This window comes from Emcibacter sp., assembly GCF_963675455.1.
GTDB lineage: Bacteria > Pseudomonadota > Alphaproteobacteria > Sphingomonadales > Emcibacteraceae > Emcibacter.
The window spans coordinates 1,327,830-1,345,000 of sequence record NZ_OY776217.1 but is presented as its reverse complement, the minus strand read 5'-3'; the positions used below and the strand labels follow the sequence as shown (position 1 = coordinate 1,345,000).

The 17,171-nt window shown below is 55.5% G+C and carries 15 protein-coding genes (1 of these 15 only partly in view); 13 read left to right on the top strand and 2 right to left on the bottom strand.

From position 1 onward, the window contains the following. The 3 genes from ACORNT_RS06025 to murD form a co-directional block, all read left to right on the top strand. A protein-coding gene (locus ACORNT_RS06025) for a PAS domain-containing sensor histidine kinase (protein ID WP_321396765.1) crosses the window boundary here: on the top strand, positions 1-1,148 show its 3' portion. It extends 133 nt beyond the left edge of the window; 1,148 of the gene's 1,281 nt are visible here — the last part of the coding sequence; its start codon lies beyond the left edge, outside the window; it ends in the stop codon at positions 1,146-1,148. A gap of 69 nt (positions 1,149-1,217) precedes the next feature. Further along, positions 1,218-2,561, top strand: coding sequence for a hypothetical protein (locus tag ACORNT_RS06020; RefSeq protein ID WP_321396763.1), 1,344 nt, complete (start codon positions 1,218-1,220; stop codon positions 2,559-2,561). Further along, positions 2,542-3,864, top strand: a complete 1,323-nt coding sequence (gene murD / locus ACORNT_RS06015) for a UDP-N-acetylmuramoyl-L-alanine--D-glutamate ligase (protein ID WP_321396761.1) — start codon at positions 2,542-2,544, stop codon at positions 3,862-3,864. Before ACORNT_RS06020 ends, murD begins: the two co-directional genes overlap by 20 nt. On the opposite strand, the gene ACORNT_RS06010 is transcribed toward murD, so the two are convergent. Continuing rightward, entirely contained in the window at positions 3,853-5,490 is a 1,638-nt protein-coding gene (locus ACORNT_RS06010) for an ATP-binding protein (RefSeq protein ID WP_321396759.1), read from the bottom strand. The genes murD and ACORNT_RS06010 overlap by 12 nt on opposite strands. A gap of 143 nt (positions 5,491-5,633) precedes the next feature. Here ACORNT_RS06010 and ACORNT_RS06005 point away from each other — a divergent pair, with 143 nt between their 5' ends. Then, positions 5,634-6,209 carry a gamma-glutamylcyclotransferase family protein gene (locus ACORNT_RS06005; RefSeq protein ID WP_321396757.1) on the top strand — a complete coding sequence of 192 codons (576 nt, stop codon included), beginning with the start codon at positions 5,634-5,636 and terminating at the stop codon, positions 6,207-6,209. A 189-nt stretch (positions 6,210-6,398) separates the two neighbouring features. Here the strand turns inward: ACORNT_RS06005 and ACORNT_RS06000 are convergent, their stop codons facing one another. Further along, positions 6,399-6,551: a hypothetical protein gene (locus tag ACORNT_RS06000; protein WP_321396755.1), complete on the bottom strand. Its 153-nt coding sequence runs from the start codon at positions 6,549-6,551 to the stop codon at positions 6,399-6,401. Here ACORNT_RS06000 and ACORNT_RS05995 point away from each other — a divergent pair. From ACORNT_RS05995 to ACORNT_RS05955, 9 genes are all read left to right on the top strand, one after another. Continuing rightward, entirely contained in the window at positions 6,550-8,379 is a 1,830-nt protein-coding gene (locus tag ACORNT_RS05995) for an ankyrin repeat domain-containing protein (protein ID WP_321396752.1), read from the top strand. The two genes, ACORNT_RS06000 and ACORNT_RS05995, sit on opposite strands and share 2 nt — an antisense overlap. A 169-nt stretch (positions 8,380-8,548) precedes the next feature. After that, positions 8,549-8,890, top strand: a complete 342-nt coding sequence (locus ACORNT_RS05990) for a metalloregulator ArsR/SmtB family transcription factor (RefSeq protein WP_321396749.1) — start codon at positions 8,549-8,551, stop codon at positions 8,888-8,890. Then, the gene (locus tag ACORNT_RS05985; protein ID WP_321396746.1) at positions 8,890-9,909 is read left to right on the top strand and encodes an ArsJ-associated glyceraldehyde-3-phosphate dehydrogenase; all 1,020 of its coding nucleotides are present in this window, start codon (positions 8,890-8,892) and stop codon (positions 9,907-9,909) included. Before ACORNT_RS05990 ends, ACORNT_RS05985 begins: the two co-directional genes overlap by 1 nt. A 9-nt stretch (positions 9,910-9,918) precedes the next feature. Continuing rightward, positions 9,919-11,139 (top strand): organoarsenical effux MFS transporter ArsJ, encoded by a 1,221-nt coding sequence (arsJ, locus tag ACORNT_RS05980; protein ID WP_321396743.1) that lies wholly within the window; start codon positions 9,919-9,921, stop codon positions 11,137-11,139. A gap of 72 nt (positions 11,140-11,211) precedes the next feature. Beyond that, positions 11,212-12,033, top strand: a complete 822-nt coding sequence (locus ACORNT_RS05975; RefSeq protein WP_321396740.1) for a UDP-2,3-diacylglucosamine diphosphatase — start codon at positions 11,212-11,214, stop codon at positions 12,031-12,033. Beyond that, on the top strand, positions 12,033-13,049 hold the full coding sequence (locus ACORNT_RS05970) for a glycosyltransferase family 1 protein (protein WP_321396737.1): 1,017 nt from the start codon (positions 12,033-12,035) through the stop codon (positions 13,047-13,049). Before ACORNT_RS05975 ends, ACORNT_RS05970 begins: the two co-directional genes overlap by 1 nt. Positions 13,050-13,169: 120 nt before the next feature. Then, positions 13,170-13,769 (top strand): HPF/RaiA family ribosome-associated protein, encoded by a 600-nt coding sequence (locus ACORNT_RS05965; RefSeq protein ID WP_321396734.1) that lies wholly within the window; start codon positions 13,170-13,172, stop codon positions 13,767-13,769. A 135-nt stretch (positions 13,770-13,904) separates the two neighbouring features. Further along, positions 13,905-14,843, top strand: coding sequence for a thioredoxin-disulfide reductase (gene trxB, locus ACORNT_RS05960; protein ID WP_321396732.1), 939 nt, complete (start codon positions 13,905-13,907; stop codon positions 14,841-14,843). Between the two features lie 218 nt (positions 14,844-15,061). Beyond that, on the top strand, positions 15,062-17,158 hold the full coding sequence (locus tag ACORNT_RS05955) for a M3 family metallopeptidase (protein WP_420717549.1): 2,097 nt from the start codon (positions 15,062-15,064) through the stop codon (positions 17,156-17,158). Positions 17,159-17,171 lie beyond the last annotated feature (13 nt).

The following is a 17,171-nucleotide window of genomic DNA, read 5'->3' as shown; positions in this document are numbered from 1 at the left end:
GCGTTATTCTTCTGGGGCCGGAGAAAACGGTGCTGGCGGTCAATGACTGGTTTCATGACTATTACAGTTTTCCCTGCCCGCCGCTGGCGGGATCGACCATCAACGACCTGTTCCCGGGCCAGGAAAAAACCCAGCTCGGCCGCTCCATCCACGCGGCCCTGCAATATGGAATCCGTTCCATTCTGTCCCCGGACATGAACCTCACCCCCCTGCCGCTGGTGCAGAAAGAAACCACCGGCAAAAAACAAGAGGGTACCCCCCTGCCCCATTCCATCACCATCAAACCCGTAAAAGGGCATGACGGCCGCAACAACTGTATCATCCAGGTCACCAGGATTGCGCCGACGACCCTCAGGGAAGCCCTGCTTTACGAGCAGACCAGGCAGATGAGTGAATTGACTGAAAACCTGCGCCTTGCCAAGGAAATAGCCGAACAGGCCAACCATGCCAAGTCGGAATTCCTCGCCCTGATGTCCCATGAGTTGCGCACGCCGCTCAACGCCATTATCGGTTTTTCCGACATATTGTGCGACGAACTGCTCGGCCCCCATGACATCCCCCAGTATAAGGACTATTCAACGGATATCAGAGATGCGGGACAGCATCTGCTCAATGTGATCAATGATATTCTGGACCTGTCCAAGATCGAGGCGAAGAAATTCGAGCTCTGCGACGATATTGTCGATGCCGTGGAAGTCATCATGACTGTGGAAAATATGGTCAGGAATTCACTGGCCAAGAGCGATCTCACCCTGACCTGCAGCTATCCTGACACCCTGCCCGACCTGATGGCCGACCGGCGTTCCCTCAAGCAAATGCTGCTCAACCTGGTATCCAACGCCATCAAATTCACCCCGCCCGGCGGCGAGATTGATGTCAGGGCGGACCTGACCCCGCAGGGTGATGTTGAAATCATGGTCAGGGACAATGGCGTCGGCATCCCCGAAGAAGACCAGGAAAATATTCTCGAACCCTTCACCCAGTCCAGCCCTCACCTGACCCGCACCATCGAAGGCACCGGCCTCGGCCTTGCCCTGGTCAAGAAAATGATCGAGATGCACGGCGGTCGGATCGACCTGGACAGCCGCCTCAACCGCGGCACCACCATCGTGCTGACCTTTCCGCAGGACCGGATCGTCAGCCGCTGATCCGGGAAAAATACTTTTCCCCTGTTATCCGGCCTTGTTTTTGCCCGGAAAAAATCAGATAAGATTCCCATGTCATCACCCGCAACATTCATATTCGACAGCTTTACCTATGATCCGCAGGCGCGGCTGTTGAAACTTGCCTACGGCTTTGACGACGGCAGCAGCTTTGTCGAGAAAATCACCTTCGAAGGCGCAAAAGCCGACCTGACAGCAGAGGAAACGAATGTGCTGGAGGCTCTGTTCCGCCAGCTGCACCTGGCCGCCGGCATCAGCTATTACAAGGCCTGGTGCCCGGCAACCATGCAGGTGAATACCGACCCGCTGTCCCAAGAAGAAGCGGACTTCTTTACAAAATTCTACCTGATGGGACTTGGTGAGTTTGCCGTAGAAAATGATATTGACCTGCGCGAGCGAATTAATTTCCCGGTCACAACCGATAAAACTCCCACGGCCTCCCATCTGAAACTTCCCGAAATGAATGCGGTGCCGGTGGGCGGCGGCAAGGACAGCATCGTCAGCATCGAGGCCCTGAGATACGGTAATCGCCCGCAGCGGCTGCTGGCGGTCAATCCGGGCCGGCCGATCCTCGAAGTGATGGAACGGTCCGGCATCGACAACCCGATTCTCATGCGGCGCAAGCTTGATGCCCGGCTGTTCGCGCTCAACGACAAGGGCGCCATGAACGGCCATGTGCCGATCACCGGCATTCTGTCTTTTATTATGGCGGCGGGCGCGGTGCTGTACGGTTACGACCATATTGTCATGTCCAACGAACAGTCGGCCAATGAAGGCAATATGACCTGGAACGGGCTGGAAATTAATCACCAATATTCAAAGTCGCTGGAGTTCGAGCGGGATTTCACCGGCTACCTGCAGGCCCATGTGATTGAGGGCCTGACCTATTTCTCCCTTCTGCGTCCCTTAAGCGAAACCGGTATCGCCTGCCTCTTTGCCCGCTCGACCCAATATTTCGATGTGTTCAAAAGCTGCAACCGCAATTTTCATATTGATGAGGGCGTGCGCAAATACGGCTGGTGCTGCGACTGCCCTAAATGCCGGTTCGTGTACCTCGCCCTTGCCCCCTTCGTCGGCAGGGAAAAGCTTGTCGATATTTTCGGTCGCGACATGCTGGATGACGAAGCCCAGGAAGCGGGCTTCCGCGAGCTCTGCGGGCTTGAGGGCCACAAACCGTTTGAATGTGTGGGCGAGATCGCCGAATGCCGCCTGATCATGAAATGCCTCAGCCTGCAACCGGACTGGAACGAAAGCTGCCTCGTGCCGAAGCTCGCGGCCGAGATCAGTGAGCCGGGCCTTGCTCCGGAGGCGCTTGAGAAAGAGGCGCTGAAAATGAGCCCGCATCATCAGCTCCCCCCTGACTATAAGGATCTTCTGGATGACTTTGCAGGAGCTTGAGCGCGCCCGGATCGCCGTCTGGGGACTGGGCAAGGAAGGCCATTCGGTGCTGGAATATCTGCGCGAGCATTTCCCGGATAAACCGCTGACGGTGATTGCCGACCGCCTGGGCGAACATCTGCCGGAGGGGGCCGCCTTCCTGCCGGAGGCGGAACTGCTCGACCATACGGAAGACTTCGATGTCATTGTCAAGTCGCCAGGCATCAGCTTGTACAGGCCGGAAGTGGAAACGCTCAAAAAAGCAGGTGTGAACATCACCTCGGCCACCAACATCTGGTTCGCCAATCATAAGTCCGGGCACAAATCAGGAAAAACCATCGCCATCACCGGCACCAACGGCAAAAGCACCACCAGCGCCCTGATGCACCATATATTAAAGTCACTGGGCAAAAAGGCGTTGCTCGGCGGCAATATCGGCGTGCCATTGCTGGACCTCGAAGACGATGCCGATTTTTATGTGATCGAGCTCTCGAGCTACCAGACCGCGGACCTCGGCCACGCGCCGGACATCGCCGTGCTGATCAACCTGTTCCCGGAACATATCCAGTGGCACAGGGAACATGACAGCTATTACCGGGATAAAAAACGGCTGGTGGAGTTTGCCGACTCACAGGTGGTGCTCAACCATGCCGACCCGCTGACCAAAAAGCTGGTGCATCGCTACAACAACGTGCACTGGTTCAACGACCCGAACGGGCTCCACCTGCAGGGGCCCCATCTGGTTAACGGTCATAAAGTGATCGGCCTGCTGGAGGAATTCCCCCTGCCGGGACGGCACAACCGGGAGAACCTGTGCACGGCGCTCGCCATCTGCGAGGTGCTGGGGCTCGACCTGAAGAAATGTTTCGAGGCGGCGAAAAGCTTCACCGGTCTTAGGCACCGGCTGCAGAAACTGCCCAAAACAGGGTCGCATCTTTATATCAATGACAGCATTTCCACCACGCCGGAGGCCAGCATGGCGGCGCTGGAGGCGCTGGCCGGGCATAAAGTGACGCTGATTGCCGGCGGCCAGGACCGAAAACAGGATTTCACCGAACTGGCCAAAGTGATCGAACGCCTCGGCCTTCATGCCCTGATCACGGCCTATGAGACCGGCGACCGGCTGGCGGATACTATTGAAGCTGCCGGGGCGGACTGTCCGGTCCACCGGGTGGAAAATCTGGAGGCGGCGGTCAGCCTCGCCCGCAAGATCACGCCCGACGGCGGCGTCATCCTGCTCAGCCCCGCCGCGCCGAGCTATGACGGCTTTAAAAACTTCGAAGAACGGGGCGAAAGGTTTATGGAGCTCGCTTCAACCGGATAAGGTGGGCAGGGAAATCACGATGCGGGTACCCTTGCCGGTCTCGCTGTGAATATCCATTGTGCCGTCATGCAGTTTGACCAGGGCATCCACGATTGCAAGCCCGAGGCCAATACCTTCCTGGGCAATCTGGGGATCGGCATGGCCCCGCTCAAACCGTTTGATGACCTCGCCGATTTTATCCTTCGCGATCCCCCTGCCGCTGTCGGTGACCGAGAAGATGGTCATGGCGTCGCCTTGTTCAATTTTCAGCAAAACCCCTGAGCCGGGATCGCTGAATTTTACCGCATTGGACAGGAGATTAACAATAATCTGGATAATGGCCCTCTTGTCGCACCAGAGTGTCGGGGGCGCCTTTCCGGTCTCCGTCTCGATGGATATATTCTTCTGTTCGGCCAGAATAGTCATCACCGACAGGACTTCCGAGACGATCCAGCCTGTCGCCACATTCTCTTTTTCCAGCTTTCTTTCATCGGCATCGATGGCGGACAAATCCAGAATGTCGCTGATCAGGTCAAGCAGAAAGGCGCCCGAGGAATGAATATTCTCGGCATATTTCATATATTGCGGCGAAATATCCTGCTTCAGGACATTCTGTCTCGTCGCATCCGAAAATCCCAGGATGGCATTGAGCGGCGTTCTCAGTTCATGGCTCATATTGGCCAGAAACCGGGACTTGGCCCGGTTCGCGGCCCGGGCTTCCTCCAGGGCTGCGGCAATGGCGCGCTGGTTCTTCTTGGCTTCGGATATATCCCGGCAAACCGAGTACAGGCCGATTTTTCCCAGAAAAGGGACGCTCGACAGAGTGACCTCGACGGGAAAGCATTCACCGGTTTTTTTCTGATGCATCCATTCAAAGCGATGATACCCCTTTTGAAGGGCAATCTGAATCATCTGCTCCGCTTTCGTGGTGGATAGTGTCCCGCAGGGCTGAGTTTCCGGCGATACCTCGTAAGGCTGAAGCATCTGCATCTCTTCCGGTGAATCATACTGGAATACCGCCGCTGCGGCCTCATTGCACAGGACAAAACCCTCCTCGGTCAGCAACATCATCGGGTCTTCCGACATCTGAAACAGGGAACGGTATGTTTGTTCATTTTCCGCCAGGGCCCGCTGGCTTTCTCTAAGGGCTTCCAGCGCTTCCCACTGGGACAGGCGGGACGCCAGAATCGAGGCAATGGTCTCGAGAAAATCAAGATGTTCCTGACTGAAAAAAGCCTTTTGGCTGCTTTCGCAATCGATCACGCCGAACAGCCGGTTTTCGTCAATGATCGGGACGGTTATTTCCGACTGCATATGGCGCAGATCGGCAATATAGCGCTCATCTTTGGTCGTATCAGCGACGATTTCGCTCTTGCGGGTTTTGGCGACATGGCCGGTAATCCCCTGGCCGATGGGTATGATGATGGGGTTGATAATGGTACGGTCCGGCGCCTTTTTGTCGCCGTGGGCGGCGACCTGGACCAGCAGGTCCCTTGCCGGATCATATTCGTATATGACACAGTCCTCGAAACCGAGCTGGCTCACCACTTCCTCGGCCACATACCAGATCAGTTCGCTTTTGGTGGGAAGCCGGATCAGCTCCTTGGCGAAAGACCGAAAAATCTTGAAATTGGACTGTGTAACCACCGGATAACATCCACTTTGGTACGGCGCACACACCTGCCGCGCCTGAACTCATCAACACTACTTCATGATCTAATATACAATATATGGGTTAATATACAAATAAATGCCTTTGCCCGGTTCGACCGGGGAAGCCGCTTGACCCTTTGGCAAACGATCCCCATCTGTATCACATGAGCCGCTTTACCTATTTCGCCTATGGATCGAACCTGCTGCCGCACAGGCTTCAGGCCCGCTGTGCGAGCGCCCGCTTTCTCGAGGTGGCGACGGCCGGGGGTTTCGGCCTTGATTTTTCCAAGATCGGCCAGGACCGGTCGGGCAAGGCGACCATTTTCGAGGCGGAACGATCCAAAGTCATCGGCGCCCTGTTCGAGCTGCATCTCGACGACCAGCCCATGCTCGACCATTTCGAGGGCAAGGGTTACGGCTATGACCGCCATGACGACTTTGAGGTGAGGACGGTGGGCGGTCAGGAAAGCATTACCTGCCGCACCTATATTGCCCCCGACGAGCATCGGGAAGAAGATCTCCTGCCCTGGGACTGGTACCTGCATCTGGTGCTGGCGGGCGCGTTGCATCATAACATGCCCGAAGACTATGTGGCCGGTTTTCGCGCCCAGGCCCATACGCCCCACCATGACGAAAGCCACCCGGCCCGCACCGAGGCCCACCGGGTCCTGAGGGAAGCCGGCTATCATGGGGAGATGTTGGGGAAGAAGTAATTCTTATTCTTTGGTCGGAATATCTTCGGGCCTCAGGCCCGCAACAACAGTGTGCTTTTCTGGTCATGGTTCATTCTCTTCCCGGAATTCCGATTTTGTACATATTAGAACAGCGAGCCTGATTTAAAAGCAGAGTAGATATCAAATTTTAGCCGCACTTTTTGTTTACAGGCTAATCTTGATATGTTTCTATTTCAAAGTTTTGAAAATCAAATTTGGGGGAAAAATGAGATCTTCAACTTTATTCCATTCAATCGCCGTTCTTTCCATGATGTGCTTCCAGTTTTCGGGGGCTTCGGCGCAAAGCACATCTGTGACTGCCTGGCCCAAGGCGCCGTTCATGCCCCATCTGATCCATGTGGCTCCCGGAAGCGAGCAGTTGTGCGCCCGGTATGAATTTGAAGCCAGATCCAGCTATTTTGACGGCTACTATACCGCTGACACTGTTCCCGCGGGCACGGAAAAAATGCCGGAAATCAAATCTCAGCCCCTCAATACTGTGCCGGGCTTTGAAGAGGCCGACGAATTTGCCGTCGCTTATACCGGTGATTTCGACGGGGATGGTGATACAGAAAATATATACGCACTTCGTTCCGGCGGAAACAACTCCGTCAACTATCGCTACTATTTCCGCTTATTTAAGCTCACCAGTGAACGACGCACCCAGTATCAAAATCTGCAGCTTTCCCCCGAAGAATTGAAACACCCCAATCCAGAATGGGTCCGCCGCAATAACTATGACAGAATACTAAACTCAGAACCGAAATCGGTTCCACACAATCATCCATCGGAAGGCCGGGCCGCAACAGCAGCAACAGAAGCATACAGGCTGTTGGACACCATGAAGGTTCGTGAACATGAGGGAAGACTCTATGTTGACGTCCTGGTAACAGATTTTGGTGAATCAGACAGAATACTTCTGGCATATGATTCTGATATGCGCCCCAGGGCCACATGTATCATCGCCGTAAAGGGAGATGCTAAAGAACTGGCCGGGAATCCTTACAATCTTAGTGCAATGAATTTCCTACAGCAAGCGACCCGCCATATTACCGGAATTCGCGACGCATGTGGAGGAGGATCATCAAAACCCTTTTATTATTTGAAATGGAGAAAGCGGCAAGCCTTCCATGACAGCTTTTTTAAACCTTGGGAAATCATAAATAATCCTTTAGGAATAGTCGGTTGGAACACAGAAAACTTTTCCAAGGAAGTACGGGCAGGGACAGGACACTGGAATTTTGAGCCCTTCCAGTTTCTCTGGTCCATGGAAGATTCTTTTAATCGACGCGCTTACAGAATGCTGGGGAAACATTCATTAAAGGCCATAGACGAACTCGCGCTCTACTACCTCAAAAACTACAACGTTAATGAACAGGTCGCACACAAATGGGCAGGCTATCATGTTTTTCGTTTACGTTCGATCAGCGCCCCCCAAGGGTCCTTTTTATACACCTACAGGGATTATCTTGAGAGCATAGACAGAATGAACGAACGGACAGCCAATGCCGATGACTTCATTCAGCTTGCTCATAAAATACATCTCAACTATTGGATGTTTTACCATGAAAAAGAGGAAATCTCGCAGTTCAGCTATGACAAAGCCCTAAACATGGCCGTTGGTGCGAGTGCTCCAAATGAAATCCTGACGGAGATTATTACCAGAGGCGCCGATGTCAACAGTCCGTGGGAAGCTCCGTTGCTCAACGTTGTTGATCATCCTGAAATCTTGAACTTCATGATTGATTCAGGAGCCAACCCGGACCAACGGAACGGCTTTGGAAAAACAGCCCTCATGACCGCGGCTCACATGAACCAACGTAAAGCTGTAAAGATTCTACTGATTGCGGGCGCTGACCCCAATGCAAAAACCTGGCTGGAGATTCCTGAAAGAGAGGACAATCCCTTCGCTGAACCACGCAGGAATGTGGCCGATTGCCGTTACGAGACAGTCAAATATCGGGAAAGAACCGCCCTGATGTATGCGGCGGAAAATGCCTCGCTGGAATTGTTTAAAATCCTGATCGAAGCCGGAGCAGATAATATCGCCAAAGACAGCCGGGGACGCAGTATCGGCGATTATCTTAAAATGAATGAAGTCATGTCGACGGAAGAAAAGGAAGAAGCGCTACATTTGCTCCGGTCCCAACAGAAAAACAATCCAGAATAACTGTTAAAGTCTGCAGGACTGGATTCCCGCCTCCGCGGGAATGACGATGAGGAGAGCGGCGACGACAGAAGAAGTAACGGGAATGATATCCCTCCTGCACTCCATGAACTTTCCATGACACAACCCTTTCCCTCTTGCCATATTTCTATATTTCTGGAAATATAAAATTATGAAAGAATCAACTGTCGTAAATATGCTGTCTGCGCTGGCGCAGGAAACACGTCTCAGCCTGTTCCGCCTTCTGGTCAAGGCGGGGCGTGTGGGGATGAATGCCGGGACTTTGGCGGACAAGCTCAGGACCCCCAATTCGACCCTGTCCTATCACCTGTCGGCGCTGGAGCAGGCCGGGCTGATTTCGTCGGAGCGCCAGCAGCGGCAGATCATCTATACCGCCAACTATGAGAAGCTTGAAAAATTCCTCGGCTTCCTGGTCGAGGACTGCTGCCAGGGCTCGGGCGAGATTTGCCTCAGCATTGAAAAAGACCTCAAAAAGGTAAAGGGAAAGAAATAATGACCCGCATCGCCCTCAATGGATTTGGCCGCATGGGCCGGCTTTTGCTGCGTGTATTGCTCGACCGTCCGGAACTGAACCGCGACCTCGACTTCTGCCTGATCAATGAGAAGGACGGCACGGCCGAGACCGCCGCCCACCTGCTGGAATATGACAGCGTGCACGGCCGCTGGGACCAGGATGTGCGTTTCGAGGACAAGACCCTGATGGCCGCGGGCCGGGTCATTCCCATGAGCTTCCATGACGATATCGACAGCCTGGACCTCACCGGCATCGACATCATGCTGGAATGCACCGGCGCCTTTCGCAAACCGGAACAGCTACAGAAATATCTCGACAAGGGTGTGAAAAAAGTCATTGTCGCCGCCCCGGTGAAGGGCGTGCGGGACGATGCCCTCAATATCGTCATGGGCGTCAATGAGGATCAATACGAGCCCGCCCGGCACCATATCGTCACCGCCGCCAGCTGCACGACAAATTGCCTGGCCCCGGTGGTCAAGGTGATCCAGGAGCAGTTGGGAATCAAACACGGCGTCATCACCACAATTCATGATGTAACCAACACGCAGGTGATGGTCGACGCGCCGCACAAGGATCTGCGCCGGGCCCGTTCCGGCCTGATGTCGCTGATCCCCACAAGTACCGGCTCCGCCACCGCCATCACCACCATCTATCCGGAACTTAAAGGCAAGCTCAACGGCCTCGCCGTGCGGGTGCCGCTGCTCAATGGATCGCTCACCGACTGTGTATTCGAGGTGGCGCGGGAGACCACGGCGGAAGAGGTCAACCGGCTGTTGAAGGAAGCGTCGGAAACCAACCTCAAAAACATCCTCGGCTATGAGGAAAAACCGCTGGTGTCCATCGATTATGTCAATGATCCCCGCTCCTCCATCATCGACGCGCTCTCGACCATGGTCGTCGACGGCACCCAGGTGAAAATCTACGCCTGGTATGACAATGAATGGGGTTATGTCAATCGCATGGGCGAGCTTGCCCGGCTCGTCGCCGACACTCTTTAAAGGGCGAAAATGTCCTCCATCCGCAACTATGCCGTTGTTACCGCCGCCTATTGGGGCTTTACCCTGACCGACGGCGCGCTCAGGATGCTGGTGCTTTTGCATTTCCATGCCCTCGGCTACAGCCCGCTGGAGCTCGCCACCCTGTTCCTGCTGTATGAAGTCTGCGGCATCGTCACCAACCTGACCGGCGGCTGGGTCGGCCAGAGGCTGGGGCTCAATTTCACTCTCTATCTGGGACTGGCGCTGCAGGTTACGGCGCTGATGCTGCTGTCGCTTCTGGATCCCCTGTGGGCCCGGGACTTTTCCGTGCTTTATGTGCTTTTGGTCCAGGGCCTCGCCGGGGTGGCCAAGGATTTCACCAAGATGAGCGCCAAGAGCGCGCTTAAAGTGATCGTACCGGAAGAAAAAGAGGGCACCCTGTTCAGATGGGTGGCGCTGCTCACCGGCTCCAAAAACACCCTCAAGGGCATCGGTTTTTTCCTCGGCGGTTTCCTGCTGAGCCTGCTGGGTTATGCCATGTCCCTTTATCTGATGGCGGCGGTGCTGGCCGTGATCCTGCTCCTCTGCCCCTTTGTGCTGCCGGCCGGATTCGGGCGATCGGAGGCCAAAGTCAAATTCACGGCGATCCTGTCAAAAAGCCGCGACATCAACATATTATCCGCCGCCCGGCTGTTCCTGTTCGGGGCCCGGGACGTGTGGTTTGTCGTCGGCCTGCCGCTGTTCCTCTATGATGTGGCCGGGTTCAGCTTCACCAGCGTCGGTTCCCTGATGGCCGCCTGGGTCATCGGCTACGGTTTCGTCCAGGCAGGCGCCCCGGGCATATTGCGATACAGTAACGACCCGCGCGGCCTGTTCTGGATCGTCCTGCTGGCGCTGATCCCCTTCCTCATGGTGGCCTTAAGCCAGACCGGCCTTGACCTCACCATCCTGGCGCTGGCGGGCCTGGCCCTGTTCGGCATTGTCTTTGCCGTCAACAGCGCCCTGCACAGCTACCTGATTCTGAATTATTCCCACCGCGACCATGTGGCCCTCAATGTGGGGTTTTATTATATGGCCAATGCCACCGGCCGCCTTGTCGGCACCCTTCTTTCGGGCCTTGCTTATGGCTGGGGCGGGCTCACGGCCTGCCTGCTCACCTCCGGCGCCATGCTGCTGATCGCCGCCCTTTTCACCCTGTTCCTGCCCCGATCAAATAAAACCCCGGCGGAAAAAAGCCTGTCATCAGAATGACATAAAAGCTTAGGCAGAGAGTCATATTCGCCTGATATAGAGTGCCTGTATGAAGCAAAAGGGTATTGTTCATTGCTGAAAGAAAACAGACGGAAGTACAGGTCGCTTTTCCTCTCTGATATTCACCTGGGCACCAAGGGGTGCAAGGCGGAACTCCTCCTCGAATTCCTCAAATATCATGACGCGGACACCATCTATCTGGTCGGCGATATCGTCGACGGCTGGCGGTTGCAGAAGGGCTGGTACTGGCCCCAGGCTCATAATGACGTGGTCCAGAAGATGCTGCGCAAGGTGCGTAAAGGCACCACCATGTATTATGTCACCGGCAACCATGATGAATTCCTCCGGGATTATCTGGGCGATCATTTCGGCGGCATCGAAGTGGTCAACGAAGTGATCCATGAGGACGCCACAGGCAAGAAATATCTGGTGGTGCACGGCGATGCCTATGACGGCGTGCTTCTGAATGCCCGCTGGCTGGCCAAGCTCGGCGACTGGGCTTACGAGACCGCGCTGAAACTGAACAATCTTTATAATTTCTGCCGCCGCAAGCTGGGCTTTGGCTACTGGTCGCTCAGCGCCTATCTCAAGCTCAAGGTCAAGAATGCAGTCAAGTTCATGACCGACTTTGAAGACATCCTCGCCCAGGAAGCCCGCAAGCGGGACCTGGACGGCGTCATCTGCGGACACATACACCATGCCCAGATCAAGATGATCGACGAGATCGTCTATATGAACGACGGCGACTGGGTCGAAAGCTGCACCGCGCTGGTGGAAAATACGGACGGCAGTTTCGAGATCATCAACTGGGCCGAAGAACGCAAAAGCATGCTGAACCTGCGCAAGGACAGCAAAAAGTCGAAAGACAAAGATATGGAAACCATGGTGGCCTGATGAAGATCCTGATTGTAACCGACGCCGCGCCGCCACAGGTCAACGGGGTCGTCCGGACCCTGACCCAGTTGCAGACAGAATGTCACGCCCTCGGCCACAAGGTCGACTTCATCACCCCGGCCGATTGCTTTACCCTGCCCAACCCGCTCTATCCCGAAGTGCGCCTGAGCCTGTTTGCCGCCCGGAAAATCCGCGCCTATCTGGAAACGGAAAAACCGGACGCCATCCATATTGCCACCGAAGGGCCGCTGGGCTGCGCCGCCCGCCGGGTCTGCATCAGGGGAAATCTGGCCTTCACCACCAGCTACCACACCAATTTCCCGACCTATTTTTACCAGAAAATGCGCGTTCCCCGCAGCGTCAGCTACACAGTCATCCGCTGGTTTCATAATGCCTCCGCCGGCGTCATGGTCGCCACCGAGGCGGTCAAACAGGAACTCCGGGATTTCCGCATCACCAACCTGATGAACTGGACCCGCGGGGTCGATACCGATTTGTTCCGGCCGCTAAATGAAAGGGTCATGGACCTGAAAGGCCCGGTCTATATCCATGTGGGCCGGGTGTCGCTGGAAAAAAATATCAATGAATTCCTCGATCTGGAGCTGGACGGCACCAAGGTGGTGATCGGCGGCGGACCGGATCTGGAAAGCCTTAAGAAAAAATATCCCGACGCCATCTTTACCGGCCCCAAGTTCGGTGAGAAACTGGTTCAATATTATAACCTGGGCGATGTCTTTGTGTTCCCGAGCCGGTTCGACACTTTCGGGCTGGTCTTGCTGGAAGCGCTCGCCTGCGGTGTGCCGGTTGCCGCCTATCCAGTCAACGGCCCCATTGACGTCATCGGCGACAGTGGCGCCGGTGTTTTGGACCACGACCTGAAGAAGGCCGTCGAGGGTGCCCTGAAAATCTCCCCGCAATATTGCCGCGACTATGCCATGAGCTTTTCCTGGCAGAACAGCGCCCTGCAGTTCCTGGATAATCTTGTTCTGATTGGCGACACCCGCAAAGCCGCTTGATCCCGCCTGCTCCTGTCCCGTACTATGATAAAAGTAAAGGAAAGCACCAAAGCTTGACCTAGGACAATGAAATAACCACATCAGAGTCGGAAAGTGGTAAAAACACAAAGGAGCAGAACCATGGAACAGCCCATTCAGATCGTGTTCGACAGCCTTGACGCCAGCCCGGCAATGGAACAGCAGATCAGGGAAAAAAGTAAAAAGCTGGAACGCTTTTTTCAGCATATGACCGATGCCACAGTAATTGTCTCCAAGAACCACAAACACCACGTCAAGGGCAATGAATTTCATGTCACCATCGAGGTTAATGTTCCGGGCAAGAAACTGGTGGTCAGCAAGGATCCCGGCACACACCAGCGCCATGAAGAACTGCTGCCGACCCTCAATGACGCCTTCAATGCCATGGCCCGGCAGCTGGAAGAATATGCCCGCAAGCTTCGGGGGGAAATCAAGCATCACGACATGCCTCCCCAGGGCCGTGTCAGCCGGATTCTGCCCGAGGAAGGCTATGGTTTTATCTCGCTGACAGACGGACGGGAAATCTATTTCCATCGCAACAGCGTCATCGGAGAGGGGTTTAATGCCCTGACGGAAGGCTGTGCGGTGAGAGTCGTTGTGGACAGCGAGGAAAGCGATCAGGGACCCCAGGCCAGCACGGTCGAGGCGACGGGAGAGCTTAAATTCGTCGACGATCCAAACCGGCTGGGCAGCGGACGCTGAAGCCGGCCCGATCGGGTTTCGACGGAAACCTGATCAAACTTTATTCCACAAAAGGGAAAGGTCTGGACAATATGTCTACCTTTCCCTAAATAACTTACCATACACTTTGGAATTATTTTAACAGGGAGTTCCCAGATGTCAGAAGCACGGCATTCACGTCTTATTATTCTAGGTTCCGGACCGGCCGGATATACCGCCGCCATTTATGCCGCGCGCGCCATGCTTGAACCCCTTCTGATTCAGGGCATGCAGCCCGGCGGCCAGCTGACCACCACCACCGACGTGGAAAACTATCCCGGTTTTGCCGATGTGATCCAGGGCCCGTGGCTGATGGAACAGATGCAGAAACAGGCCGAACATGTGGGTACGGAAATGGTCGCCGACTATATCATCGACGTCGATTTCTCGAAAAAACCCTACACCCTGAAAGGCGACAGCGGCCAGACCTATACCTGTGACTCGCTGATCATCTGCACCGGCGCCCAGGCCCGCTGGCTTGGCGACCCGAGCGAGGAAAAATTCAAGGGCTTCGGCGTGTCCGCCTGCGCCACCTGTGACGGTTTCTTTTATCGCAACAAGGAAGTGGCCGTGATCGGCGGCGGCAACACCGCCGTTGAGGAAGCCCTGTTCCTGACCAACTTCGCCAGCAAGGTGACCCTGATCCACCGCCGGGACAGCTTGCGCGCCGAGAAGATCCTGCAGGACCGCCTGCTGAACCATGAAAAAATCGAGGTGATCTGGGATCACGCCCTGGACGAGGTTCTTGGCGACGAAAATCCGCTTGGTGTCACCGGCCTGCGCATCAAAAGCACCAAAACCGGCGAAACCCGGGAAATTCCGGTCCACGGCCTGTTTGTCGCTATCGGCCATGCCCCGGCGACCGAGCTGTTCAAAGGCAAGCTGGACATGAAAGACAACGGCTATCTAATCACCGCACCGGACAGCACCAGGACCAGTACCGAGGGAGTTTATGCCGCCGGTGATGTGACCGACGATATCTTCCGCCAGGCAGTGACTTCCGCCGGCATGGGCTGCATGGCCGCCCTGGAAGCGGAGAAATATCTCGCGCACTAACCGAGTACCTTCTGCTATTCCCAAGGAGGCCCCCACCGGCCTCCTTTTTTATTGTCCTCCCTTGTGTAGAGATTGACCACTATCCCCGGGCCCGGTAAAGTTCATAATATAAACAACTCATAAAAGAGGGATATGTCATGACGTCCACCCGGCTCAAAAGCCTGGCCCTGCTGCCGTTAATGCTGGGCCTTGTTTCCTGTAATTCAAATGAAACATCCATGAACAAAGACACTGAACAGACCATTGAGGCGGCCGCTGCCGCAGAGAACCCGCTGCTGGCTGAATGGGCCGGCCCATACGGCGGTGTTCCCGCCTTCGATAAAATGGCCGAGATGCTGCCCCACCTGAAAGACGACCTGCGCAAAGGCATGGCCGACACACTGGCGGAAATTGACGCCATTACGGCAAATCCGGAACCGGCCACTTTTGATAATACCATCGTTGCCCTGGAACGTAGCGGCAAGCCGCTGGACCGGATGTTCTCCTACTGGGGCATCTGGGGCAACAATATGTCGGGCCCGGAATTCCGGGAAATTGAAAAAGAGCTGGTGCCGGAACTGTCCGACTTCCAGTCAAAAATCAATCAGAATGAAAAGCTCTTTGCCCGGGTCCGCGCCGTTTATGAAGGCGAGGAAATGCAAAACCTGCGCCCGGACCAGCAGCGGGTTGTTCTCCTGACCTATGAAGGGTTTGCCCGGAACGGCGCCACCCTCGAAGGGGCGGCCAAGGAACGTTATGCCGCCATCAACAAGGAACTGGCCGAACTTTACACCGATTTCTCCAACAATCTTCTGGCCGATGAGGAAAATTACGTCCATTTCCTGACAGCCGATCAGCTGTCCGGCCTGCCGGACTCTGTGGTCAATGCAGCCAAAGCAGCCGCCACGTCCGCCGGCCAGGACGGAAAATATGCGATCACCAACACCCGCTCGTCCATGGATCCTTTCCTGACCTTCTCGGACGAGCGGGGTTTGCGGGAAAAGGTCTGGCGCACCTATTACAACCGCGGCGACAATGGCGACGAACATGACACCAATGCCATCATTTCCGAAATCCTGAAACTACGGGATGAGCGGGTCGCGCTGCTGGGGTATGACAACTATGCCCAGTGGCGGCTGGAAAACCGCATGGCAAAAACGCCGGAGCGGGCTATCGACCTGATGGAGGCCGTCTGGCCCGCCGCCATCGCCCGGGTACGGGAAGAAGTGGCCGACATGCAGGCCATTGCAGATCAGGAAGGGGCCGATATTACCATCGAGCCCTGGGATTATCGATATTATGCGGAAAAGGTCCGCAAGGACAGATATGACCTGGACTCCAACGAGGTGAAACAATATCTGCAACTGGACAAGCTGCGCGACGCCATGTTCCATGTGGCCGGCCGCCTGTTCAAGTTCAAATTCACCCCGGTGCCGGATGGCTCGGTGCCGGTTTATCATCCTGATATGAAAGTCTGGGAAGTCACCAATATCGACACCGGCGAGCATATCGGCCTGTGGTATCTTGATCCCTTCGCCCGCAAGGGCAAGCGTTCCGGCGCCTGGGCCAACAGCTACCGCAGCCACACCACCTTTGACGGCAAGGAAACGGTGCTGTCTTCCAACAACAGCAACTTCACCAAGGGTGCGCCCGGTGAGCCGGTACTGATTTCCTGGGATGATGCGGAAACCTATTTCCATGAGTTCGGCCATGCCCTGCATGCCCTGTCCTCCAGTGTCGCCTATCCGACGCTGAACAGCGGGGTCAGGGACTATACGGAATTCCAGTCCCAGCTTCTGGAAAACTGGCTGACCACGGACGAGGTCATCAATAACTATCTGGTCCATTACGAAAGTGGCGAGCCGATCCCGGCCGAACTTGTGGCCAAAATCAAAAAAGCGGCCACCTTCAATGAAGGTTTCAAGACCACCGAATATCTGGCCTCGGCCATCATTGACATGAAGCTTCACACCATGGACCCGGCCGGTATCGACCCTGATAAATTCGAGCGGGAAACGCTGGCCGCACTCAACATGCCGAAAGAGCTGGTCATGCGCCACCGCACGCCCCAGTTCGGCCATGTCTTCTCCGGCGAAGGCTATGCGGCAGGTTATTACGGCTATATGTGGGCCGAGGTGCTGACCGCCGATGCGGCCGAAGCCTTTGCCAATGCCCCGGGCGGCTTCTATGATGAAGAGCTGGCCGCCAAACTGGTCAAACATCTGTTCGCGGTCAGGAACTCCGTCGACCCGGCCGATGCCTACCGGGCCTTCCGCGGCCGCGATGCCGAGGTCGCCCCGCTGATGCGGTCCCGCGGCTTTCCAGTACCTGAGTAAAAAACCACCCTCC